18 protein-coding genes are annotated in these 26,174 nt (G+C 39.3%); 11 read left to right on the forward strand and 7 right to left on the reverse strand.

Annotation, left to right across the window (positions count from 1 at the left end; translation table 11 throughout):
- Nucleotides 1–49: 49 nt before the first annotated feature.
- The 5 genes from AABJ51_RS15750 to AABJ51_RS15770 form a co-directional block, all read right to left on the reverse strand.
- Entirely contained in the window at nucleotides 50–1,603 is a 1,554-nt protein-coding gene (locus AABJ51_RS15750; protein WP_338373331.1) for a RagB/SusD family nutrient uptake outer membrane protein, read from the reverse strand.
- Nucleotides 1,604–1,624: 21 nt separating this feature from the next.
- A complete protein-coding gene (locus tag AABJ51_RS15755) occupies nucleotides 1,625–4,672 on the reverse strand; it encodes a SusC/RagA family TonB-linked outer membrane protein (RefSeq protein ID WP_338373332.1) in 3,048 nt (1,015 codons plus the stop codon).
- Nucleotides 4,673–4,786: 114 nt separating this feature from the next.
- The gene (locus tag AABJ51_RS15760; protein WP_434781403.1) at nucleotides 4,787–6,472 is read right to left on the reverse strand and encodes a hypothetical protein; all 1,686 of its coding nucleotides are present in this window, start codon (nucleotides 6,470–6,472) and stop codon (nucleotides 4,787–4,789) included.
- A 37-nt stretch (nucleotides 6,473–6,509) separates the two neighbouring features.
- Complete coding sequence (locus AABJ51_RS15765) at nucleotides 6,510–7,766, reverse strand: MFS transporter (RefSeq protein WP_338373334.1); 1,257 nt, start codon at nucleotides 7,764–7,766, stop codon at nucleotides 6,510–6,512.
- A gap of 10 nt (nucleotides 7,767–7,776) precedes the next feature.
- Complete coding sequence (locus tag AABJ51_RS15770; RefSeq protein ID WP_338373335.1) at nucleotides 7,777–8,820, reverse strand: glycoside hydrolase family 130 protein; 1,044 nt, start codon at nucleotides 8,818–8,820, stop codon at nucleotides 7,777–7,779.
- Nucleotides 8,821–8,981: 161 nt separating this feature from the next.
- On the opposite strand from AABJ51_RS15770, the gene AABJ51_RS15775 reads away from it, so the two are divergent.
- A complete protein-coding gene (locus AABJ51_RS15775; protein WP_338373336.1) occupies nucleotides 8,982–12,971 on the forward strand; it encodes a two-component regulator propeller domain-containing protein in 3,990 nt (1,329 codons plus the stop codon).
- 46 nt (nucleotides 12,972–13,017) lie between these two features.
- Here the strand turns inward: AABJ51_RS15775 and AABJ51_RS15780 are convergent, their stop codons facing one another.
- Entirely contained in the window at nucleotides 13,018–14,394 is a 1,377-nt protein-coding gene (locus AABJ51_RS15780) for a CotH kinase family protein (protein WP_338373337.1), read from the reverse strand.
- A gap of 255 nt (nucleotides 14,395–14,649) precedes the next feature.
- Between AABJ51_RS15780 and nspC the strand changes: the two genes are divergently transcribed.
- Nucleotides 14,650–15,792, forward strand: a complete 1,143-nt coding sequence (gene nspC / locus AABJ51_RS15785; RefSeq protein WP_338373338.1) for a carboxynorspermidine decarboxylase — start codon at nucleotides 14,650–14,652, stop codon at nucleotides 15,790–15,792.
- A 23-nt stretch (nucleotides 15,793–15,815) separates the two neighbouring features.
- Here the strand turns inward: nspC and AABJ51_RS15790 are convergent, their stop codons facing one another.
- Nucleotides 15,816–16,649, reverse strand: coding sequence for an RsiV family protein (locus AABJ51_RS15790; RefSeq protein WP_338373339.1), 834 nt, complete (start codon nucleotides 16,647–16,649; stop codon nucleotides 15,816–15,818).
- A 159-nt stretch (nucleotides 16,650–16,808) separates the two neighbouring features.
- Between AABJ51_RS15790 and AABJ51_RS15795 the strand changes: the two genes are divergently transcribed.
- The 9 genes from AABJ51_RS15795 (at nucleotide 16,809) to AABJ51_RS15835 (ending at nucleotide 26,120) form a co-directional block, all read left to right on the forward strand.
- A complete protein-coding gene (locus AABJ51_RS15795; protein ID WP_169714140.1) occupies nucleotides 16,809–16,976 on the forward strand; it encodes a hypothetical protein in 168 nt (55 codons plus the stop codon).
- Between the two features lie 102 nt (nucleotides 16,977–17,078).
- Nucleotides 17,079–17,729: a ribulose-phosphate 3-epimerase gene (gene rpe, locus AABJ51_RS15800; RefSeq protein WP_338373340.1), complete on the forward strand. Its 651-nt coding sequence runs from the start codon at nucleotides 17,079–17,081 to the stop codon at nucleotides 17,727–17,729.
- A 14-nt stretch (nucleotides 17,730–17,743) separates the two neighbouring features.
- Nucleotides 17,744–19,702, forward strand: coding sequence for a ComEC/Rec2 family competence protein (locus AABJ51_RS15805; protein ID WP_338373341.1), 1,959 nt, complete (start codon nucleotides 17,744–17,746; stop codon nucleotides 19,700–19,702).
- 32 nt (nucleotides 19,703–19,734) lie between these two features.
- Nucleotides 19,735–20,793, forward strand: coding sequence for a DHH family phosphoesterase (locus AABJ51_RS15810; RefSeq protein WP_338373342.1), 1,059 nt, complete (start codon nucleotides 19,735–19,737; stop codon nucleotides 20,791–20,793).
- Nucleotides 20,790–21,404, forward strand: coding sequence for a BamK family beta-barrel-assembly machinery protein (gene bamK, locus AABJ51_RS15815; protein WP_026626440.1), 615 nt, complete (start codon nucleotides 20,790–20,792; stop codon nucleotides 21,402–21,404). Before AABJ51_RS15810 ends, bamK begins: the two co-directional genes overlap by 4 nt.
- A gap of 18 nt (nucleotides 21,405–21,422) precedes the next feature.
- Nucleotides 21,423–22,808, forward strand: a complete 1,386-nt coding sequence (gene glmM, locus AABJ51_RS15820) for a phosphoglucosamine mutase (protein ID WP_338373343.1) — start codon at nucleotides 21,423–21,425, stop codon at nucleotides 22,806–22,808.
- A gap of 301 nt (nucleotides 22,809–23,109) precedes the next feature.
- Nucleotides 23,110–24,309 carry a glycosyltransferase family 87 protein gene (locus AABJ51_RS15825; protein ID WP_338373344.1) on the forward strand — a complete coding sequence of 400 codons (1,200 nt, stop codon included), beginning with the start codon at nucleotides 23,110–23,112 and terminating at the stop codon, nucleotides 24,307–24,309.
- Between the two features lie 76 nt (nucleotides 24,310–24,385).
- Complete coding sequence (locus AABJ51_RS15830) at nucleotides 24,386–25,336, forward strand: glycosyltransferase family 2 protein (protein ID WP_338373345.1); 951 nt, start codon at nucleotides 24,386–24,388, stop codon at nucleotides 25,334–25,336.
- Nucleotides 25,326–26,120 carry a polysaccharide deacetylase family protein gene (locus tag AABJ51_RS15835; protein WP_338373346.1) on the forward strand — a complete coding sequence of 265 codons (795 nt, stop codon included), beginning with the start codon at nucleotides 25,326–25,328 and terminating at the stop codon, nucleotides 26,118–26,120. Before AABJ51_RS15830 ends, AABJ51_RS15835 begins: the two co-directional genes overlap by 11 nt.
- The last annotated feature ends 54 nt before the right edge of the window (nucleotides 26,121–26,174 follow it).

Here is a 26,174-nt window from a genome sequence, read left to right on the forward strand (position 1 = left end):
TTAAGCGGAAAGGATTACATGAAGGAAATGAATTCTAAGGTCACAGACCTTAATAACTCGGGTTCTGAGTCAGAAGGCCATTTGTTTTATCTATTTCACTCAAAGGAATTGGCAATAAATAATCTTTGTTATCATTAAAGTTGGCTCCTTTGTCGGTGTTGTATTTTGCTGCATAAGCTTTCATTACTTCACCGAATCGTTTTTGTCTGAGTAGGTCTTCGCGTCTCCAACCTTCCATTGCCAGTTCGCAACGGCGTTCGTGCCAGATTGCGCTTCTCAGTTCTACTTTATCTGTAGTTTTTATATCGGGTAATGAAGTCGCCGTATTTGTCGAGGGTATATACATTTGTATATCTCTACGCGGATCTTTAGGGTTCGTCATGCGGGCACGTTGTCTTACTTTATTTAGATGAGATAGAGCTTCACCTCCTTTACCGTTCTCGTTCAATGCTTCGGCATAAAGCAGCAGCACATCGGAATAACGGATAAGTCGGATATTATAACTGATCATCCAGACATCGAATCCCACTTTGTCTATTGCCGGAACAGTCAGTTTATAATCTTGATACCCGGTGGTGGATATACTGTTGTCCTGAGCTTTTTCGTCTCCCACATAGCGGTCTCCTGTTTGTGTAAACACATATGTGATGCGCGGATCATCGGGTGAGAAGGCTGCAAATAGATCTTGACTTGGAATATGATATCCATATCCCTGATAACCAGGCACGTTGCTTCTGCTCGTAAAATAGTGAGGAACATTTGTCCCGGTTTCTACTGATTTGTTCTCAACTTTATTTGGTATTTCGAATACCGATTCGATACTGTTTTCGTTTTCTTTTGTCCAGTTGAATCCATAGTCGGCTAGCAGATTGTATTTGCCTGAACTCACGACTTCTCCCAGATATTTCTCTGCATTAACAAAGTCGCCTCTGAACATGTAGACTTTACCCAGTAATACCTTTGCCAATCCGCTGGTTACCCTATATTGGTCAGTGGCAGGATATTCGCCTTTTGCAGGAAGGTCAGTGGCATCTGTAAGATCGGCAATAATCTGTTGATAAACAACTTCTTTATCTGTTCTGGCTGTGACCGATGCTTGCCCCGGAGTGAGAGGAGCTGTAAACAAGGGTACATCACCAAATGAGGTCACTAGTGTGTAATACCCAAAGGCTCTTAATACCTTAGCTTCGTTCATATACCGCTTAAGAGTTGCTTGGTCTCCGGTTGCTTCAGGTGCATAATAGATCACATCATTGCAGCGGTTGATCAATGCATACAGAATCTGCCACCTTTTGCTCACATAACTATTGGTACTGTACACATTGAATGTTGATAAGTCGAATAATTCTTTCTTGTCGGTTTCGCCTTTTCCTCCGTTCAGAGCATCGTCGGTATTACAGTCTCCGATGAAATAGTGATTCAAAGCCCATTCGTTCCAAGTCATACGTAACTGTAGGTATGCCCCTGTGAGAGCATAATCAATATCGCTCTGTTGTTTATAGAAATTTGTATTATCTACACTCCCGTAGTTTGGTTCATCGAGCGAACATCCCGAACCGAACAAAAGGGTTATGCAGCAGCCTACAACTAATAATTTTTTCATATTATATTGTGTTTGTTTAGATTAGAATTGTAAATTGACTCCAAAAGTAATTGTACGGGCAGATGGATAGCGTGTTCTGTCTACTCCCATATCCAACGGGTTTTCTACGCCCAATTCAGGATCAAGACCCGAGTATTTGGTAAATGTCAGCAAGTTTTGTCCGCTGGCATAAATGCGGCAACTCGAGAATAATCTAGTCTTCGAACATAAGCTGAGAGGCAGGTTATACCCTAGTTGAATATTCTGTAACCGCAGGAAAGATCCGTCTTCAACATAGAACGATGACGCCCTGAAGTTATCGTTTTTGCTTGCATTGGTCATACGGGGATACAGAGCTTTGTCTCCTTCTTGTCTCCATGCTTTAGTATATGCTTCTGCCAATGCGTTTTGTTGTCCTGCAGTAGCTAAAGATCCCCTGCTTACATTCCAGATATCGTTGCCTAAGGTGCCTTGGAAGAACATAGTCAGATCGAAGTTTCTATAATTAAGACCAAGATTGAATCCATAAATAAGATCGGGGTTCGGGTCTCCGATAAATGTACGGTCGTCATTGTCGTTAATAGCACCGTCTCCGTTTAGTTTGGCAAATTTGAAATCTCCTGGTTTGGCATTCGGTTGCAGCAATTCGCCCGAACTACTCTTATAGTTGTTAATTTCTTCCTGATTTTGGAAAATTCCGATTTGCTTGTATCCGTAGAATCTACCGATAGGACCTCCAACCTGAGTTCGTCCCGCACTTCCGGTTAGGTATTCGGTCGTCAATTTCGTTACTTCTGTTTTATAAGTCGAAGCATTTGCTCCGATATTGTATTCCAGCTTGCCGATGTTGTTCCGATAGTTGACAGCAATTTCAAATCCTGTATTCTTAAGGTCCCCTGCATTGAACCAAGGCGAATTGGCAAATCCTGCAAAAGCGGGTGTAGGTTGCTGTAAGAGCATGTCTTTCGTTTTTTTCTGAAAGAAATCAAGGCTTACGCTCAGTCTGCTGTCGAAAAGAGTTAAGTCTGCTCCTGCATTGATTTGCTCACTGGTTTCCCACTTGAGGTTTTTGTTTCCTGTGTATGTCGGTAAATATCCTTGGCTGAACCCTCCGTCCCCGAACCACCATTTATCAACATTTCCGGTTCCCACCAATGTATACATGGCATCCCTGTCTATACGTTGGTTTCCATTTTGTCCCCAACCTAAACGCAGTTTGAACTGCGAAAGAGTATTTTCTATATTCAGGTTCTTGAAGAATTCTTCATTAGACACTTTCCATCCTAGTGAGAATGAAGGGAAATATCCCCAGCGGTTGTTTTTCGCAAATTTGGATGACCCATCGGCACGAAAACTAACAGTAGCCAGATATCTGTCATCGTACGAGTAGTTTACACGTCCCAGAAATGAAGCCATTGATGAATTAATCTTCGTTCCGGTTCCAGAATTTACTTTTGTAAAAGAGTCCATGACCTGCGATGATTCATCATTAGAGATTGAAGACGATTTCGTGACTGCGAAATAGTTTTCTCTGTTTCTCTCATAAGTAAATGCTCCCATCACATCGAAGTTGTGCTTATCAGACGAGAAGTAGTAATTCAACCGGTTTTCTACGATTGAATTTGATACAACTCTGTTTTTGTTCTCAAGCTTGGCCTCACTGTTTATTTTCCCAACAGCATTGGCTATATGATCAGCACCAAAAGTAGGATTTACTGTCGGCTGAAAATCTTTCGATTGAGTATCATTTCTTTCAAAACTGTATTGGAAACGATATGATAAGCCTTTCAATAGTTTTACGTTGGCATATACATTTCCTAAGATATTCAGACTTTCAGATTTCCTGTCTCTGGCTTTGATCAACTCTACGGGATTGCTGTTAAACGACCATCCGGTAGGGGCATACTTATTGTATTTGTAATTCTCTGAATTAGGATCTACCAAAGGATTGATTACCGGTGTGAACGGATCAGCCTTTTGGATATAATCGAATGAAGGCAGATGGTCAATATCTTTCGATTCTATCTTAGCCAGATTAACATTGGCTCCTACAGTCAGGCGATCGCTAAGATCGTACTCCTGTGTGAATCGGAGAGACAGGCGGTCGAACTTGGTAGTGATGATTGTTCCCTCGTCTCCTAAATATCCGAGACTGAAAGACGAACGAGACTTATCCGATCCTTGACGTATACTTAAATTATAGTTTTGAGTAAATGCCGTTTGAGTAACTTCGTCCCACCAGTTGGTGTTATATCCTTGTTTATACAAGCTGGTAAATCTCGGATCGAGACTTTCTCCAAAAGATGTTTTTATGAAGTCGTAATATTGATCGCTGTTCATCATCTTCAAAGCCTTATAGCTATTCTTGATTCCGATGTATGCATCTAATGTTACAATTCTCTGTCCTTTTACTCCTTGTTTGGTGGTGATAAGTATTACTCCGTTCGAGCCGCGAGAACCATAAATAGCCGTAGCCGACGCATCTTTCAGTACTTCCATGCGTTCTATATCCGAAGGGTTCAGTGTGTTGATGTTTTCCAAGAACTGCCCGTCAACCACATATAACGGATTGTTGTCATTGACAGTGCCGAATCCTCTGACACGCACCACCGCATTAGATCCTGGTTGCCCCGAGCTTGCCGCAACATATACCCCGGCGGCTTTACCAACCAGTAGGTTCGACGCATTGGATACAGCAAAGTTCTTGATGTCTTTATTAGATATGGATGAAATAGAACCAGTAAGGTCGCTTTTCTTTTGCACTCCATATCCGACAACCACTATTTCGTCCAGTTCATTGTCCGATTTCAGGTCGATGTCGAGTACTCCCGATTTATCAACAGCGATAGACCGTTCTACATAGCCGACATAGGTACATGTAATTTTATTTCCTTTTACATTCAGAGTGTATTTACCATCGAGATCGGTGGAGACCCCGTTCGAAGTTCCCGGTTCCATAACCATAGCACCTATCAGTGCTTCACCGGTCGCAGCGTCTTTAACTACACCGGATATTGTTTTAGCGTCCTGTGCAAATATATGAATGCACATAGTGAGCATAAAACAGCAGATTAATATACGTTTCAACATAGATATAAGTGTTATTTAATTAGAGTATTAAGGTCTTAGACCTATTTGTTATTTTGGTAAGTGTAATAAACATAGCTTGTTACAAACTGAAAATATGTCGTTAAATACTTTCTGTTACTTATAAGCTATAGTAAATTGTCCGTCTGCTACAATTTTTCCGTTATTCACAGCCAGTTTTGTTCCGGCAGGCAGCTCTACGATCACATATGCGGCATCGGCAGGAATATCGAATTTAGCAACCCCCGATATATTTTTGCCGACATAGGTCTTGCTTACAATATCGAAAAGGTCTACTTTATCTGATGCAGAGTAGTTTATCGATTTATTCTCCTTGTGAGGGTTGTAATATAAATAGGTCGGATACTGGCGTGAAGCGTAAAAATCGGTTACATTACAGTTCAACTGCAAAATGCCATCTACATTTGTTTTGCGTACCATCGCCCCGAATATTCCCACCGGAGAAGAACTGTAAACGCTGAACATGCTTTCTGTAGGATTTCCCTTAGCCCATTTAGGACCATCTCCCAAGGCCACTGGATTTACTCCTTTTAGTTCGGGTTTTCCGTAATCGTCTTCGTAGCGTAATCCTTCGTATGAAATGTTGTTGTTTGTAAGATTTTTTAATTCGGGAGCCCATTGATGCTTATCGTCTATATCTCCGGGAAAGTAAAGGCGGCATGCGTTGACGTTATTCAGCATCCATTTACCGATCGCTCTGGCATATTGGGGTTGATATTTAACCATCGGAACAAAAGGCCATGCCGGTTTGATACTGTTCATAAGGAATCCGTATCCGCCCATGTCTTTGATGCTGCCCTGAAGTCCGTTTACTTCATAGTCTCCCCATTTTCCGACAATGATACCCCAGCCATATCGTCCTTTCTCGTTCTGACATCCGTCGAAAGTCCAGTCCAATAATTTCTGTACATTGTAATTTGTGCCTTCCGTTGCATTCAGATAGGCGGCAGTATATGCGCCCAGCGGCAATAATATTTCATAGAAACGACTTTCTTTTTGAGCTAATAAAGCCTCAGTTGCACTTTTTGCATGCTGTAAATAACGAGTATCTCCAAATTTATGATAAGCGCATAACAGTACATACGCATGACCGCCTGCCGCATCCTGTTGCAGAGGTATGTGATTGACCATTCCTTTCATTTTCGAATAATCGAAATACGAATAGTCATAGTTTCCGTTCAGAACCGAGTCTGCTTTAACAAACTGTTCGGCTATGGAGCGTTGAATGGCATCTGCGCCTTCTACATTCGGAAAAACATCGCAAACAGCATAGTACAGGGCGTTAGGGAATACATCGTACCACCAGTCTCTTCCGTATCCACCTCCTAATAAGGCAACATTTGGATTCGTATTATTCATCACTATGTTCCATCCGTTATCGCTGTTGAAATAATTCTGAGTCATTTTTACATAGTTGTATCCGTCTTGATTGGTTTTGTCGATGCCAACCAGCCCTGCTCCCAATATCGCAGCCAGAGAGTTGAGGCTTTCATGAAACTCACCGTTGTTGACGTTCTTTCCCTGGCGGATGTCTTTCACGGCAGTGTATAGACCGAAAGTTGTCTGGTCTACGTTGCGGCGGGCATTATCAAGCCAGATCAATGGTCCTGCCGCACTCTTATTGTTCCAGTCAAAAACGAAACTGTCAAACGATTTCGCTTTGGCTTCCCAATCCAGAATCTGACAGGTTTCCGGTATATCGGGCATCAGATCGACTCTTGCAATTGATACCTGAGCTACTTCCTTTCCAAGATCTGTTTCCTTAGAAGTACACGAAACCATTGCTAGTATTGCCGCCGAGGTTAGAGTAATAGTTAGGTTATTCATTTCTTTTATCGGTATTAGAATGTTTGATTATATTATTGGCAAGAGGGTAGGCTATTAACTGCAATGTTCCGACCATGATCAGTGCATATTTCAGTGCAAATTCCTGTGATACCATATAAGCCAGAGTGATAAACAGGATGAGTCCGAAAGCACGGCCTAAAAATAGTCCGAACTCGTGGCTCAGTATGTAAGCATATTTATTACGTTTCTCTATCCCTGATACAACATCTATCGTCTGCATCATAATAGGGAAATAAGCTAAATCGAACAACGGTTGAAAGATTACTTTGCACAAGACAAAGATGATGACTCCGGTAGCCGAAAATAATATTCCATTGAACAATGTTCCTGCAAAGAATATCATCAGTCCCGCAACAAATATTTTTAGACGGTCTTTAGGCTTTGCTATACGTCCTAAAACATATACCACAATAGCGGTTAATGCTCCGCTGATGCCCTGTATCAACCCCAGTGCTCCTTCATCACCTACAAGCATCATCACCAAAATGGCAGGAGCGGTAACTAAAAAACCTTGCACCATTCCCTTGAGCGATGCGAGTAAAAGCATCTTATTCCACAGCCCGCAAAAACGGAAATACAGAAAGTCTTTCTCTATCGGATTAGTAAATCTGCCTTTCCACAAGATAATACAGGCCAAAACCGTAAGAAGACCTACTCCGCCTGTGACAATCCGGTAAGCCAGATTGATATCGATCAGGTAACCGAAAATCTCTTTACCGTCTATCTGGCTTAAAAATGCTCCGATGACAAGAGGTATGGTAATAGATGCGATAGAAAAAAAGAATGATTCGAGTCCGAAGAAATAATTGCGGTTATCATCAGTAGTGTTGTTTAAAGTCAGCAAATAGCGGTTCGTCCAGAAGAAACCTGCGGCAGCTCCCATTACAAAACCTGCAACACCTAACTCTACAAATCCGAGGGACTTGATAGACATCATGGCGAACATCGACAGTCCGCTCACCAGAATTCCTCCGGCATATAGGTATTTTACATTGACAACCCGCAGCAGGTATCCATTGAGCAGTGATGTTGCGATAATACCAACATACATAAACAACTGATAGAAGGCTACCGATATAGGATCGCTGGTGTTGCGCATGATATATGCGCCGACAAATATCTCGACTACAGGTAAAACCAACGCATAGATGAGGTTTGTCTTAAGCAAGGTTCTCATATTGAGATCCTGCCCTTTGAAAAATAAATATTCCGTTTTTAATTTGTTCATGCTTGTTTGCTTATGTCAATGTGTTTAAAATTTCCGATATAGAAAATTCAGCACCACATATTACTTCATCACTAGCTCCATAGTACATTTTTATTGTATCCCCATCTACCAGATGACCGTTAGTGAAAACCACATTACCGAAGAATCCGGTTTGTTCGTACTGTGCAATAGGCTCCATTATCGGTTGCTCACTGCGAGCCAATACTTTGGTGGGGTCATTCAGATCAAGAAGCAAAGCACCCAAACAATAACGATGGTTGTAGTCTGCTCCGTGATAAATTTCGAGCCATCCTTTTTCTGTTTTGATAGGTGCAGCACCTGCGCCTACACGTGCGCAATCCCACATTCCTTCGCGGGTTGTAGCGATGCACTTATGTCCTCCCCAATGGAGACGGTCAGGAGACTGAGCTACCCAAATGTAATTACCTCCAAGTTCGGGACTGCTTGGTCGGTGAAGAGCAAAATATTTGTCGTTTATCTTTTCTTCAAATAAGGCGCAATCTTTATTATGGGGAGGAAATATCATCCCATGACGTTTGTATTGTTTCCAGTTGGTAGTATGGATAAGCCCTACACCGACAGCCAATGACGACACTTCGGTAAATGTTAGGAAGAATCCGTCTTCGGTGGTTGCCACACGACAGTCTTCAATACCGAAAGCCTCTAATTCTCCTTCTCCGAAGATAGGAGGATAAGCTGGTTCGTCTTTAAAATGAATACCGTCTTTGCTCGATACCAACCGCAGATACGACATAGTGGTCAAGTAGTTTTTTCCATTGTATCCTATCACACGAGGATCTGAAGCATCGAGTTTCGGATCGTTTTCATCGAACGAAAGAACGTCTATCCCTCCCTCCTTGTTATAAACAGGAAAACTTATTATACCTTCTTTTTGGGTCGGGCGTTCTGCCACACGGAGTAATAACCATGTTTTTCCATCGTAATGAAAAACACCGGGATTCAACAGACAGGTTATCTCCATTCCTTCTATTCCGGGTTTTAGGTCTGAAGGTTTTAATAGCGGGTTTTGTTCAAATCTTTTTGCTATATCCATGTTGGATCTTAATTTATAGGTTTAACATTTTCGTATTGTTCGAAACAAAGCTATAATCAGATGTTTACAGATGGGTATACTATATTTTCAAAAGGGTATACACATGCCGTATAACATATTTTCAGGATTTTTTTGTTATAAAATGATAATACCTTTGCACTATGATTTCGCTTGTATCCATACCCAAAATGTGTATTCTTATTGCCTTGTTGCTTTCTGCAATGGTAACCGAAACTATTGCACAAACTGTTCATAGGCAGATATCGAATATCGATGGGTTATCCAATAATTCCATTAATTGTATTTTTGAAGATTCTCAATCTAAATTGTGGATCGGTACTTGGGATGGATTGAACGTTTATAACGGACGTGAGTTTAAAACATACCGGTATAGTAAATACAATTCGAAATCTATCAGTAACAATGTAATCCGTCAAATCATAGAAGAGGGAACTGAGCAAATATGGGTTGCAACAGATTACGGTATTAACCGATGGAATCGGGAGAGACAGGAGTTTGATTCATTTTTTACCGAAGAGAATTACACGAGACCCAGTCAGGAAAAATCGTTTCTTCTGGCAAAAACTATCCGGCAAAAAATAATCTGTTACGTCCGCGAATTGGGTTTTTTCTATTTTGATGCTAATACACAAAAATTCAAACCACTAGTTATTCCGAGTATTAATGGTGAGTTAAAGGATTTTGTTATCGACAAAGATAATAATATCTTTTTTCTGACTGAATCTCAAAAAGTGTATCAAGGGAAAGTTGACGATCGTGTTGATAATGTGTCTGTTGTATTCGATCGAAAAGTGATGGAGCAATCAATTCCCATTTCTAATATTTTTCTATCTCAGGATAAATTGATCTTAGATTATGGCGGCTATATAAAAATCATAGACCGGAATAATAGTTTCCCGACTACAATAGATGTGGATCGTGGTAAAAATATATCCCAGATTATATTTCGTGACAATTCGCTATATATTAGCTATTATGAGGGAGGATGCCAAAAATACAATCTCAAAGAACATAATCAGGTTGAGATAATGGAGGATTTGCTTGGTAAAACCTCTGTCTTTTCTATTTATATGGGAAGTCAGAATATTTTATGGATAGGAACGGATGGACAAGGTATATATCAGATATATGAACATTTCTCACCATTTAAGAGTGTCAGGACGAATCATCCGGTAAGGAGTTTTTGTGAAACTGACGATAAAGATATCCTGATAGGAACAAAAGGGGATGGTCTGAAACTTCTAAAAAAAGGCGAGTCGGAAATCGTTGACTATCTAAGCCTTTCCAATGGGTTGACCTCTAATTCGGTATATGCACTAAAAAAGAATCGTGCAGGAGATATATTCATAGGTGGAGAAGGAGAGGGAATCAGTATCCTGAGAAGTAAAACAAAAAAGGTGGAAAAACTGACCGGCATAAATCAGATATATTTCAAAGCTGTTTACAGTATCAGTTTCACCGATAACGATTCCGTTTTATGGCTCGGCACTTCGGGATATGGTTTAATAAAGATTGGTATCCACCGCCAAAACGGAACTTACTCTGCTAAAAATGTTAAACAGTTTACATCGGCTAACACTCAGAATGCGTTAAATAATAACATCATCTATACCATGATGCCCGACAGCGATAAGGTACATCTTTGGATAGGAACACGGGGAGGCGGTATCTATAAATTTAATACACGGACAGAGATATTTAAACATCTGGATGATATTTATAACATTTCACTTACCAATAACGATATACTAGCGATACAAACCGATGCTCAAAAAAAATTGTGGGTAGGTACAAGTTACGGTCTCAACCGTATTACTCTGGATAACGGAGCTGCTAAAATCGAAGAATATACCGATAACGAACATCTGCCATCGAATACCATACACGGAGTACTGGAAGATGCAAATCATACGATATGGATAAGTACCAATGCCGGAATATCGTCTATTAATAGTAACAATAACAATACTATAAACACCTATACGGTAAACGATGGTTTGCAGAATAATGAATTTGCCGATGGAGCTTATTTCAAAGGTGATGATAACATCCTTTATTTCGGAGGAGTCAGCGGATTCTCTTATTTCGATCCGGATAAGATCCACCTTCGTAATTTCCAACCACAACTTGACCTGAGCTCTTTGAGGATAGATAATACACTTCAGAATATAGCCGAGCGGATTCAAGATAATACATTAAAGCTATCGAATGATGAGTCTCAAATTGTCTTCACATTTATTGCCCGTGATTTTATCAATAACGAAAATTGCGAGTACGATTACCGTTTGTTGAATTCTTCGGACGAATGGACGCATAACGGAAATAATCCGAATATTGTATTTGCAAAACTTCCTCCGGGAAAATATACGCTCGAAGTGAGGTGTACAAACGGAGATAAGGTCTGGAGCAGTGCTGTTTACCGGATTGAACTTCATTTGGCGTACCCGTGGTGGCTAAGTACATCTGCTTTTATTATGTATGTGATTATAATTCTGATTATTGCATATATAACACAGTCGGTAATCAGAAACAGAATCAGACTGAGTAAACAAATATTGTTGGAACATATAGAGAAGCAGCATCAAGAGAAAATCCACGAATCACGCTTGAATTTCTTCACCAATGTTGCTCATGAATTTTTTACTCCGTTGACGTTGATTTACGGACCTGCTCAATATCTGCTTGAGAAATCGGGATTGGATAATTCTACCAAGCATTATATCCAGATCATAAAGAATAATGCCGATCGTATGCAGAAATTGATCAACGAATTGATGGAGTTTCGCAAATTAGAATCTGGGCATACTCCTCTCCACCCCGAAAGTGTGGATATAAAAATGCTCGTCGATTATATTTCCGATAACTATACGGAGATTTCACAAAAGAATAAAATCAATTTTACAATTGGGCTAAAAGAGACATCTACTATAATCACAGATCGTAATTCACTTGAAAAGATACTGTTTAATCTTATATCCAACGCATTCAAATATACTCCCGTCGGAGGTGATATTCATATAGAGGCGAAGCAGAATGCCGAAGACGGAGCTTTCGGGTTTTCGATCCGGAATACAGGGAAGGGGTTGACAGATAGGCAAATGTCTCAGTTATTCAGTAAGTTTAAAATATTCGACAATTCGAAATTGGAAAATTCAACAAGTACCGGCATCGGGCTGGGGCTTACCAAAAGTCTGGTCGAATTGCTGGGTGGAACAATCGACGTAAACAGCCAATTGTCTGAATATGTCGAATTCAGAATCACTATACCGTCGATGCAGGTCGAAAAATCAACAGAAACAATAAAAGAAAGCGATGATATACAGTATATTTCCTATTCGGATATGCAGATACAGGATAAGAAAGGGATATCAATCCTTATTATTGAAGACGAACATAATATCAGGGAGCTGTTGTCTGATATTCTTAAGCCTTATTATAATGTGACAGAATCTGAAAACGGTGAAGATGCTTTGAAAATAATAGAGCAGAATGTCCCGGATATTATCATCAGTGATATATTGATGCCTAAACTTGATGGAATAAGCCTGATGAGCCGATTGAAGGCCGAACAGCGTACTGTGCATATTCCGATAATCAGTATATCAGCTAAAAATTCGATTGAAGATCATATCAATGCTTATGAACACGGAGCGGACTTATATATTACAAAGCCGTTTCATCCCCGTCATGTGCTTGTTGCCATTGAAAATCTGATTGGTAAAAATCAGATACTGAAAGACTATTTTAATTCCAGCCGGTCGTCTATGACAGTCAAAGATGGGGTTGTCTTACATACTGAGGATGAACAGTTTTTGCACGAAATAGTCTCTTTTATTGAGCGCAATATGGAAGATGAATCATTGAGTCCCAATTCTATATCCGATTTTATGGGTATAAGTAAAGCGTCTCTCTATCGAAGGCTTAAAGAGTCGACCGATAAAACTCCCAGTGAATTCGTAAGAACGATCCGTTTGGAATATGCCTCTAAATTGCTGATCACAACTAAATTGACAGTCACGGAAATAATGTTCCGATCGGGATTTGGTAATAAATCCTATTTTTACCGTGAATTTGGAAAACAATACAGTTTGTCACCAAAGGAATATAGGAATACTAATGCAATAAAATAGAAAAGATCAATATCTTTTGATCTTTTCTATTCGTTGTTATTGAATGTTACTCTACAATACGTTCAGGGTCTCCACTAACCTCGAAGTAATTATCCTCACCCGGAGTATATAGTTTATACCGTTGATTAGCAGGGTTAGCCCAGAATGCAACACTGTCTTCAAATGGGGTCTGGAGAGCTTTACCATTCGGAGGAATCACACATCCTGCATCCGGATTATCGCAATTAGAATGAATTGTATCATCCCAGACATAATCTTCGATCAAGGCTTTCCATGCCTCAACACGAGGGATGCTCTGACTAACGTTGAATGCCCCTGTTGCGGCATTAGTCAGATCTCTAAAGGCTTGCTTATATAGTTCCCGGAATTCGGGTATAGTCAAAAGCTTTTCTATCAGAGGGTTGGTTTCTACACCCCATTTAAAGATATCTTTGGTTCCTGAATCAAACCCCCATCCACTACCTAAGGATGTGTCGAAGTCATTCGAGATAAGATAGAATTTTCCGTGTGTATTGAAATAGAAATTATAGTTATTGGAGTTTACCCAATAGTCATCCTGATTTCCGCATATTACATTGATCAGGTAAGTTATCATTAAATTGGGGACATCAATGATTTCTTCTGCCCAGGCTTTCAGTTCGTCTCCGTTAAGGTTTACGAGGTTCTTTATAAACTCAGTTAACTGAGCAAGAGCTTCTTCTTTGTGGCTCGATCCTGTTTCTAATTCGTAGATAGGCGAATCCAGAACGGAAGGATCCCAATCTGCCAATGATGCTCCGGTGTTTCCTTTCCACAAGAAAGGGCGTATATCGCCGGGTTCATCATCTCCGAAAATTGTTTTACGTGCAGCAAGGAAGTCTTTCTCCATATGTTCTTTCATCTTGAATATACCAAAATATGCAACTGGTTCGGGCGTACCGTCACTCCCTATGATCTGAATATAAAAGCGGCATAAGCTTATAAGCGGACTTGTATACACTCCGGCTTGCTGATAGAGGTCGAAACAGTAAACTTCACGGATACGTGTAGGGTCTTCCCGCATAAATTTGAGGTCAAGCCGATCCAATTCTTCAAATCGTTGGTCATCCACGTATTTGTCAAACCGCAATCCGAAGCTTGCCTGATACCATACCGGATTATCAGGATTGTGTAGTTCTCCCGGATTTCCTTCCGGACGATTACGACTGGTATTTCCTCTCACCCGTAATCCTATGTTTTCAATCGTTTGATCGGCGACAGATTGGCTTCCTTCGAATATAAACTTACCGGGAATCCAGAAATTTTCTTCAGGGGCAGCGTCATAAGCCAAGAGTAAATCGTTCCATTGATCTACTGCTATTTCTAATGTTATCTTTGGTAATTCAGCCAAATTAAAAACATTTTCCAATGTAGGAATATCAAATACCGGTTGTGTCTTTTTCATGATGAAATTTTATTGGTTATACTTTTGATAAACAAATAAATAGATTAGATTGTTCCACTGTTGTTCTAAAGGCGGAAATTATTGAAGTACAAATCTTACATCCTGATTATTATGTATGTTCTTTGCTTGTATAAAATCTGGGATGTATATATGAAAATCACGATAATTCACTCTTCGGGGAAAGTGAGTACATCTGAATTAACTATAACTTTTGCTACCTTTGCAGAGTCTTATATTTTTTATTAATAATAGCATATGATCCAAATACATAAAGTGCCTTCTCCATGCTATGTGATGGAAGAAGACTTACTGAGGAAGAATCTGTCGTTGATCAAATCGGTCAAAGATCGTACCGGCGTAGATATTATACTGGCATTTAAAGCTTTTGCTTTATGGAAATCTTTTCCTATAATAAAAGAATATATTCCTCATTCAACAGCAAGTTCGGTATTCGAGGCTCAGTTAGCTTATGAAGAAATGGGAAGTCCTGCACATACTTTTTCGCCGGCTTATACTGAAGAGAACTTTCCTGTGTTTCTGAAATACAGCAGTCACATTACTTTTAATTCGTTGAGTCAGTTTGAGCGATTCTATCCGATGGTAGTTGCCGATGGCAATAAAGTATCATGCGGTATACGCATTAATCCCGAATATTCCGAAGTGGAAACAGATTTGTATAATCCTTGTGCTCCAGGATCCCGGTTCGGGGCAACGGCTGATCTGTTAGGAGATACTTTGCCCGAAGGATTGGACGGGATTCACTTTCATACACTTTGCGAGTCGTCGTCGTATGATCTCGAGAAAACACTCGAAGTAATTGAATCTAAGTTCGATAAATTGCTGAGACAAGCCAAATGGCTCAATATGGGTGGAGGGCATTTGATGACCCGTGCCGATTATGATGTCGAACATCTCGTTGCTTTACTGCAGAGACTGAGCGCTAAATATCCTCATTTGAAAATTGTAATGGAACCCGGAAGTGCTTTTGCATGGCAGACGGGAGTATTGGTGTCTACCGTGGTTGATATTGTGGAAAACCGAGGAATAAAAACAGCTATACTCGATGTTTCTTTTGCATGTCATATGCCCGATTGCTTAGAGATGCCTTATAAACCTCGTATACGTGGAGCATATCATGAACCCGAATCAGGAAAACCTACATACCGAATGGGGGGAAGCAGTTGCTTGAGTGGCGATTTTATGGGAGATTGGTCTTTTGATGAGCCTTTGTCTATTGGCGATAAAATTGTTTTTGAAGATATGATCCATTATACGATTGTAAAAACAACTATGTTTAATGGAGTTTCGCATCCTGCCATTGCGTTGTGGACAAAAGAAGAAAAACTCGAGATTTACCGCGAGTTTGAATATAATGATTACAAAAACAGAATGAGTTAAACTCATTCTGTTTTTTGTATCACTTAAGCCTTCTTTGTTTTTAAAGTGATTATTTCTTTGTATGGATCCGCTATCAGGTCTTTTAGTTTATCATAAGGGATAAGAGCCTGTATCAGTCCGTCAGAATGGGGAGTTATCTCGTATGTGTTATAGACAAAGACTACTCCTTGTTCGTTGAAATAGAAATTCTGACTGGGCTGTACCGAGTCCGGATCCAATAATGTGATATTATCTCCGTTCGAATTTTTAGTAGTAGCCAATACCTCTTTGATTAATGTTACTAACCGACTGCTTGTTTCGGGCTTGAATAATGACTCGATAGTCAGGCGGTTTCCGTTTCTCAAGTCTATGTTAAAGTAATCAATGTAGCGTGAATCATGCGCACCTCCCGAATATTGAAGAGTTTCAGTTCTGCCGGTTATAGTTAGCAGGGTAGTGTCTGTAACCGAAGTTTTTACAGTTTTGTAATATTCCGAGAAGTCAATAACACTTCCTTGTGCCGCTTTACCTAATTCTACACTCTCCTCTACGTTCTTCTCCGTGAAAGCCTCAAAGCCTTTGACGGGAGTAAGTCCTTTATAAGATCCGTTCTGATCGTCAGTGAATGAAGCGAGAAACTGAGTTTGTACAGCTTTCAGAATGCTGTCATTGACAAACGTTGAAGGGTAATCAAACTCAAGAGTTAATTTTAGACCGCCTTTTGTCGAATCGTTATTTAAGAAAATTTCTTTCGCCAGATGTAGGGTGTCAAACGTCCATCTTGAAGTTTCGATTACTGCAGTGGTTTCGGGTTTGGGTCTTTTGCAAGATACGGCAATAAGTACTGCTAAAATAGCAAGGATTCCAATTTTTTTCATATTCAGATATATTTCAAATTAAGGTCTCAGACCTATTCGAACAAAATTTAAACATACTCTAAGACTATGAAAACAAATTTCAGAAAAAAATGTTCGGTTGACATAATAAGAGTAAAATATAATCGTTTAAATAGTACAATCAAAAAAGTAATTGTGCCTATGGCTGACAAATCTACTCAATTAAAAGCAGAGGAAAAGCTTGTGGAAGTGTTGTTATCAAAAAAAGGGCCATCTGAGGGAACATTGGATTTCCTGAAACAATTTGCCCGAACTTATCATGTGGAGCCTTCGCTTCCAGATCAGCTTAATGCTACTATTCTGAATTAATCCGGATGGAGAATTTATTCAGAACAATGTTTACAGCCTTCCTTATTTTGTTAAGGAAGGCTGTTTTTTCTTATCTTTGTTCCAAATCAGATTCTTAGACTTATGAACCATAAAATATCCCCTTCGTTATTATCTGCAGATTTTCTTAATTTGCAGAAAGATATTGAAATGTTGAATGCATCCGAAGCCGATTGGCTTCATTGCGATGTTATGGATGGTGTTTTTGTTCCTAATATATCATTCGGGTTTCCGGTTCTCGAACAAGTGAATAAGGTGGCAAAAAAGCCTCTCGATGTTCATTTGATGATTGTTCAGCCCGATAAGTTTATTCAGCAGGTAAAAGATGCAGGCGGATATATGATGACTGTTCATTACGAAGCGTGTACGCATCTCCACCGTACAGTTGGGGCGATACATGAAGCCGGAATGAAAGCCGGAGTCTCACTCAATCCACATACTCCCGTTGAGTTTCTTTCGGATATATTAGATGATCTTGATCTGGTTCTTATTATGTCGGTTAATCCTGGATTCGGAGGACAGAAATTTATCCCTAATGCAATCAATAAAGTAGCCCGTCTTCGCAAAATGATTGATGAACGAGGTTTGAATACATTGATAGAAGTTGACGGAGGAGTGAATTTACATACCGGAAAACAACTGCTCGATGCAGGAGCTGATGTGTTGGTTGCAGGTAGTTTTGTGTTCTCATCGGGTCATCCGTCGAAAACTATTGCAGAGTTGAAAAAGCTATAACAACTCAGCGGATAATGGAGGTTGTACACAGAATTCCTTTTCTGAAATTGCTGCTTCCTCTTCTGATAGGCATAATTCTTCAATATTACATTGATATATACAGGTGGAGTATGATTCCGATAAGCATAGGCTGCGGTATTATACTCCTGTCGTATATAGTCACAGCTAAGCATCAGCATTATCACCGATATTTATTCGGAGTTGGTGTGTCTTTATGCCTGATTGGCATCGGTACTGTATCTACAGGATTACGTCAAGAGGCTTCATTATTTACATTTCCTGATATTTCGCAGGTATACGATGCTGTGATAACGGATATTCCTCAAGAGAAACCTTATACAATCAATCTGAAAGTAGAACTGTCCGACACCCGTAAGCAGGTTGTTTGTTATCTCCCTAAAAATAAGTTATCTAAAGGATTAAGAGCCGGAGATCATATTTCTTTTTTCGGGAAGATATCAAAATTCGAAAGCAGCAGAGATTCTGACGGATTTGATTATGCGGCTTTTATGCGTAATAAAGGATATGCAGGAGTCATATTTGTCAAAAATGGAGAATGGCAGCAAAACGAGTCTTCTTCTTCAGGTATTAAAATCTGGAGCAGCCGTTGCCGTCAGGCGGTTTTGAAGTATTATCATTCGCTCGATTTATCCGAAGCCGAATTCGGGATATTATCAGCCCTCAGTTTAGGATATACAGATTCATTGTCAGACGATCTGGTTCAATCTTTCAGAACTACAGGTACGGCGCATCTTTTGGCTATCAGTGGTATGCATATGATTCTGTTTTATTCGGTTATCTTTTTTATTACAGGTTTGGTATTATATCAAAGTCGATTTCGAAGTGCGAGGTATGTGTTGGTTATCGTGTTGTTGTGGATATATTTACTCGTAATAGGCTTTCCGGCATCTGCTGTAAGAGCTGGTATTGCACTTACTTTTTTATGTGCCGCCAAAATAAGAGGAGTTCAGTTGTATTCGTTCAATACCTTTTTTGCTTGTGCTTTTATAATGCTGGTCTGGAATCCTCTCTGGTTATTCGATATCGGTTTTCAGTTGAGTTTTTCGGCGGTACTGGCAATGCTTGTTTTTCTTCCTTTGCTGCCTGATTTTGTGCATAAAGGAAATAAGATATTTCGTTACTTTATTAATATTGCTGTTATTTCGGTTGTTGTTCAAATCGGAACACTGCCCCTTTGCTTGTATTATTTTGGTGTTTTTCCTTCTTCCTTTATTATAACTAATTTGTTGATTATTCCTCTTTTTACATTGGCTGTATATATTGCCTTATGTATTATCGGAGTGTCGGTGTTTGCTTTACTGTCTCCTTTGGCTGCAGACTATTTGCTTTATATTCCGATAGAGTCTTTTAAAATCGTGATTAAAGTACTGACAACTATCTGTCGCTTTTTTGAGCAGCTGCCTTTTGCTTTACAGGATGGCTTGAGGATAAATCTTATATCGGTATTCCTCATATGGACAGGAGTATCAGCTTTTGTCTTTTTTGTAAAATACAATAAACCCCGTTTGTTAATTTACGGAATATCTATATTGTTAATTTTTCTGATTATGAATATATATGATATGGTGCAATATAAAGACTCATTGACTGTCCGTTATAATCGTGGTCAACCTAGTGTGCAATATTCCATAGGATTTACCGGAATCAATCATACCGGATTTACGTCGAATCATATAATAAATCTGAAAGGTCTGCTTTATTTAGTTTTGGTTGATGATGAATGGAAAAATACTCGCCCATCTGATTCCCGAATGGATATTGATTATTTGCATATTGTTCATGGTAATGATGTGTCAATGTCTGTTGTTTCTGCAATTTTTAATATAAAAAAAGTTATCTTAGACGGTACATTATCAGACTATCACTCAAAAAGATTAGCTTTAGAATGTGAAAAATTACGAATTCCATATCATCAAGTTTCAGATGATGGGGCATTACGGATATTTTTTTAGTATTTTTGCGCAAATTCGTTTAATTGGATGTAATGTTCTCAAAAATAATTGCGCAAGAAAAGATTAATAAAGTAGCAGACTTAATCGATAAAGCCGATAAAGCAGTAATAGTAACACACGTATCGCCTGATGGAGACGCAATAGGCTCATCTCTGGGGTTATATCATTATTTGCAGGATTCGGGAATGGAAGCTACAGTAATTGTACCCAATGAGTTTCCGTATTTTCTGAAGTGGATGAAAGGGGCAAAGGATGTTTTGATTCATGAAAAATATCCGGACTTTGCCGCTCAACTGATAGCCGATGCAGATATGATATTTTGTCTCGATTTTAATGTGCTTTCACGTATTAAGGCTGTCGGAGATCTGGTAAAAGAGTCGAAAGCAAAAAAAGTGCTGATAGATCACCACCCCGATCCGGCTGATTTTTGTGATGTGACTATTTCCCATCCCGAAATATCATCGACCAGTGAACTCATATTTCGTTTGATCTGCCGTATGGGTGATTTCGAGCAGATGAGTAAAGATTCGGCAGAGTCCATCTATACAGGAATGATGACAGACACGGGAGCATTTACATACAATTCGAATAGTCCTGAGATTTATTATATCATCGGACAATTGCTGCTCAAAGGCATTGATAAAGATTATATATATTCGAAAGTATATCACAGTTATACTGCTGACCGTTACCGAATGATGGGACATACCCTTTCGGAGCGAATGAAGATATATGGGAATTACGGAGCTGCTCTGATCTGGCTGAACAAAGATGATCAGATAAAATACCATTCGCAGAAAGGTGATACCGAAGGTTTTGCTAATCTTCCTTTGAGTATTTCGGGTATTACGTTTTCGGTCTTCCTTCGTCAGGATACGGAGAAAGATATGATTAAAATATCGTTGAGGTCGCAAGGTACATTTCCTTGCAATACATTTGCCGCTCAGTGTTTTAATGGCGGAGGGCATCTCAATGCTTCAGGAGGTGAGTTTTACGGTTCTCTGGCAGAAGCCATAGAGCTGTTCGAAAATACACTGGACGAGTATGCCGAATTATTGATAACTAACAAGAATAACTTAGATAAAAGATGAAGAAAACAGCGCTAAGACTAACCGGACTTTTTGTTTGTATATTGGCTATATTCGCATCGTGCAGTAGCAGTGATTCGTATGCTGATAGACTGGAGAGAGAACGTAAAAATATCAAGAGATTTATTAGTGAACATGATATCAGGGTGTTGGATACATATCCTGCTTCGGGAGTTTTTGAGGCAAACGAGTATTACCACGAGCCAACTACCGGAGTATATATTAATGTGATTGATTCCGGAAACGGAAAGCGGGCTGATGCAGATAAACGTGCTATTGTGAATGTCCGTTTCTGGGATGCTATGTCGATGCCTGCCAGTGAATCGGATACTATAACTTTTAATCCCGGAGGAGGGGAGTTGGGGGTTGAACCTATGCAGTTTATGTACGGTGTGGAATCTACATATACCAATTCCAATGGAACGAGTTCCAATTATCTGGATTATATGGAATACAGATTCTTATCTAAGGGTATGGTAATTCCTCTTAAATATGTCGGAGAAAAAGCAATTGTAAGTCTGATTGTTCCATTCAACAGTGGTTCGACTGCCCAAAATAGCGGAAGCTTTCCTTTGTATTTTACAAGATTGCAATACACAAAAATAAATCAATAAAAGCAAAAATAACACAGCATGTCTTTAATTAAATCTATATCAGGGATTAGAGGTACAATTGGAGGACAGATCGGCGAAGGGTTAAACCCGCTTGATACTGTCAAATTTGTATCGGCTTATGCTACATTTATCAAGAATAATACAAAGATACAAACCAATAAAATAGTTGTAGGCCGTGATGCCCGTATATCGGGGAGCATGATGGAGCAGGTGGTTGTTGGTACTCTTATGGGTATCGGATTCGATGTCGTGAATATCGGTCTGGCTACAACTCCTACTACAGAGCTGGCTACAGCTATGGAGGGTGCTTGCGGAGGAATTATATTAACAGCAAGCCACAATCCGAGACAATGGAATGCTTTGAAGTTATTGAACGAGAAAGGCGAATTTCTGAATGCGGCCGAAGGGGAAGCTGTTCTCCAGATAGCGGAAGCCGGAAACTATACATATGCAGATGTGGATCATTTGGGTAAAGTGACACATAAAGACTATACCGATGCCCATATCAAAGCAGTACTCGATCTTAAATTGGTTGATGTAGAGGCAATAAAAGCTGCTGATTTTAAGGTGGCTATCGATTGTGTGAATTCTGTAGGTGGTATTGTTATTCCCAAATTGCTGAAAGCTCTTGGTGTTAACCATATTATTGAATTAAATTGCGAACCGACAGGTGACTTTGCTCACAATCCTGAACCATTAGCTGAAAATCTGACTGAGATATCTGATCTGATGAAATCAGGAAAAGCAGATGTCGGTATCGTTGTTGATCCCGATGTTGACCGATTGGCTTTGGTTGATGAAAAAGGAAATATGTTTGGTGAAGAATATACTTTGGTGGCAGTTGCAGACTATGTATTGAAACATACTCCCGGAAATACTGTTTCGAATCTGAGTTCGAGCCGTGCATTGCGAGATGTAACCCGAAAATACGGAATGGAGTACAATGCTGCAGCAGTGGGTGAGGTTAACGTGACAACCAAGATGAAAGCGACCGACGCTGTCATAGGAGGCGAAGGTAACGGAGGAGTTATCTATCCGGCAAGTCATTACGGACGGGATTCATTGGTGGGTGTTGCTCTATTTCTGAGTCATCTTGCTCATGAAAAGAAAACAGTAAGCGAACTACGTGCGACTTATCCTGAGTATCATATGTCTAAACAAAAAATAGAATTGACACCTGATATTGATGTCGATGCTATTCTGTTGGCTGTGAAAGATAAATTCTCATCGTATGATGTGACTGATATCGATGGTGTTAAGATTGATTTTCCTGAAAAATGGGTACACTTGCGCAAATCGAATACCGAGCCTATTATCCGTATATATTCCGAGGCTTCTACACCAGAGCTGGCAGATGCGGCCGGTGCGGAGATTATTGATATAATCAAAAGCCTTACAAAATAGAAAAACGAACATAAGATAAAAAAAGATCGGCTCACAGCATTCTATATGCTGTGAGCCGATCTTTTTTTTGAGAATACAACTAATTAACTTGGAGTAAACCTAGAGGTTGATAAAAGTTAAAATATATTTTATTATCCTAATCATAGAAAGAAAAAGACCATTTGAACGACTTATCTATTAAAATTAGATCAGACGGTTTGATTTTTTTAAACACTAAGCTTGTAAATCGCACTATTTTTTGAAATGTAAATAACACTTGTACAGGGATTTTATAATACACGTACACTAATCAAATTAAATAATGTTGGACATTAGAAAGATTTTAAACAATGTCAAAGGTCCATTTTATGCAGATAAACGGTTTATTCTGTTCGTATGGATGCTTTTGGCTTCAATTGCCGGTTTTAAACATGCTACAAGAGGAGTATTTAACGATTATCTTATTTTCAAATCAGTCTTTTATCATACACTGGAAGAGGTCAATCTGTATTTGGAATATCCCGAGCTAAATGGAGATTCAAACCATTACGGACCTGTCTTTAGCTTGGTATTTGCTCCATTTGCACTCCTTCCTGATGCATTGGGTACCGTTTTATGGGAACTACTCATGGCTCTGGTTTTATTTATTGCTATTTATAAGCTTCCCATAAAATGGAATGCCAAGGTTATAATATACTACATATCGCTTCAGGGGGTATATGCTAATGCTGTGAATAGTGAGACAAATACATTGGTTGCCGCAATGATAATAGGATGCTTTATTCTGATACGGAAAGAAAAAGACTTTTGGGCTGCCTGCCTTATCGCTCTAGGTACTATGATCAAACTATATGGAGTTGTCGGTTTTGCTTTCTTCTTTTTTTCCAGACATAAGGCTCAATTGATTTTTTCATTTCTGTTTTGGAGTATTGTGTTTTTTGTTCTTCCGATGATAATCTCCTCCCCCCAGTTTATACTCCAGTCATATGTTGATTGGTATGAATCTTTAGTCCATAAAAATTCATTGAATATTATGTCCCTCAATCAGGATATATCGGTAATGGGACTTGTGCGGAGGATATCAGGAAATCATCAAATAGGAAATCTGTTTATCTTGATTCCGGCACTTGTTTTATTTCTATTACAATACATAAACATCAATAATTATAAAGATCTTAAATATCAAATGGGGATTTTAAGTTCGACTTTGTTGTTTGTTGTTTTATTCAGTACAGGATCGGAACCTTGTACATACATAATAGCCGCTGTTGGAGCTGCTATCTGGTTTGTGTTACAGGCTAGGCCATACAGCCGCTCTACAATTATACTGATTGCCTGTGCGGTCTTAATAATTTTTGCATCTTCGGGTATTACTCCTGCTTTTATTAGAACCGATATAGTGAAACGTTATGCATTGGAAGCTCTACCATATCTTATTATATGGCTTGTACTTATTTATCAGCAGGTGACGACACGTTCAGTGAAGGTTCCGGTTCATTCCTTAGATACCGATTCGAAATAAGGAAGGAGGTTTATTTCTTTAACAATTTGCTTACCGAAGTAATAAATAGGTCTGAGACCTTACTTAATAGATGATAATGAAAAAAAAACGTAAAGTTTCGATAATTATTTGCTGCTATAACGAAGAAAGCAATATCCCGGTAGTTGTGAATGCCATACATAATAATATGGCCGAAGTATCGGTATTCTACGATTATGAAATAATTGCGGTAAATGATGGGAGTAATGATGGTACTCAGGAGCTGCTCGAAAATATGTCCGAAACCGATGAATGTTTATTTTATATTGAACTGTCTAAAAACTTCGGACACTCAAATGCTTTAAAAGCGGGTCTGGATATGTCTACAGGAGATGCTATTATATCTATGGATGCAGATATGCAGCATCCGCCGGAGATGCTTCCGGTATTGCTGCAAGAATGGGAGAATGGGTATGATATAGTATATACCCGCAGGGAAGAAGATCCTGCACAAGGATTAATGAAGCGCAAGACTTCGAAATGGTTCTATCGGTGTTTAAATTCTGTTTCAGATATAAAACTGGAGGCTGGTACTGCCGATTTCCGGCTGATAGATATTCGTGTATTGGATGTACTCAGCCGGTTTAAAGGAACAGATCTTTTTATCCGGGGAATTGTTAGTTGGATGGGGTTTAGACAAAAAGATATCATGTATACACCTCACCAACGTTTCTCGGGAAAGTCGAAGTATACACTCCAAAAGATGTTAAATCTGGCCGCTCAGGGTATTCTCTCCTTTAGTACCAAGCCTCTGAAAATAGTTATATATGTAGGGCTTTTCTTTGCTATGATATCTTTTTTTTTCATACCCTATGCTTTTATTAGTCTTTATGCGGGACATGTTAAGGCCGGTTGGGTATCGCTTATATTATCGGTGTCATTGTTCGGTGGGCTGCAGTTGTTTGTATTAGGGGTATTGGGGTTGTATCTAGGGAGTATTTTTACCCAGACAAAAGGTTTTCCTTCTTATATTGTCAGAAGTACAAATTTATCAGAAAATGGCAAATAAAATATTATTGAGTTTTGATATAGAAGAGTTCGAAATGCCCCGTGAATACGGGAGGTCTATTTCTTTCGATGAGCAGATAAAGGTTTCTGTCGAAGGTACTATCCGTATCTTGGATTTATTACAGCAATATAATGTGAAAGCAACATTTTACACAACAGCTAATTTTGCTAAGCATGCTGGAGATATTGTCCGGCGTATTGTTGGAGAGGGGCACGAACTGGCTTCTCATGGTTATGTGCATGACCACTTTCATGTTTCTCATTTACAGATGTCTAAGGAGGAACTCGAAAAAATAGGAGGAACTCCGGTACATGGTTATCGCATGGCTCGTATGATGCCTGTGCCTGAAGATGAGGTGTATAAGGCCGGCTATGTTTATAACTCATCTATTAATCCGACATTTCTGCCGGGCAGATATAATAAATTAAATGAGCCACGGACTTACTTCTATCGCGAACGGGTTTTGCAGTTGCCTGCTTCAGTCACTCCTCTTCTCCGGTTTCCGCTCTTTTGGATATCGTTTCATAACCTGCCTTTAAATTTGTATCTTTCGCTGGCTGGAAGAACCTTAGCAAAAGACGGTTACATTAATATTTATTTTCATCCTTGGGAATTTATGCCGATAGGTCCGAAGAAAAAATATAATTTCCCATTCTATATAACTCGTAATAGTGATAAATTAATGATTGTACGGCTGGGTAAATTGCTGGAATGGGGAAAAAGAAACGGATGTGAGTTTATGCGTTCTTATGATTTTATAAAGACAATACTTGTTTTATCCTGACTTTGTTTTTTATAACAAAGTAGGGCAGACGATAATTGAACTTTGTTTTATCTT

The organism is Indolivaga capnocytophagoides (assembly GCF_036511535.1).
GTDB lineage: Bacteria > Bacteroidota > Bacteroidia > Bacteroidales > Dysgonomonadaceae > Dysgonomonas_A > Dysgonomonas_A capnocytophagoides.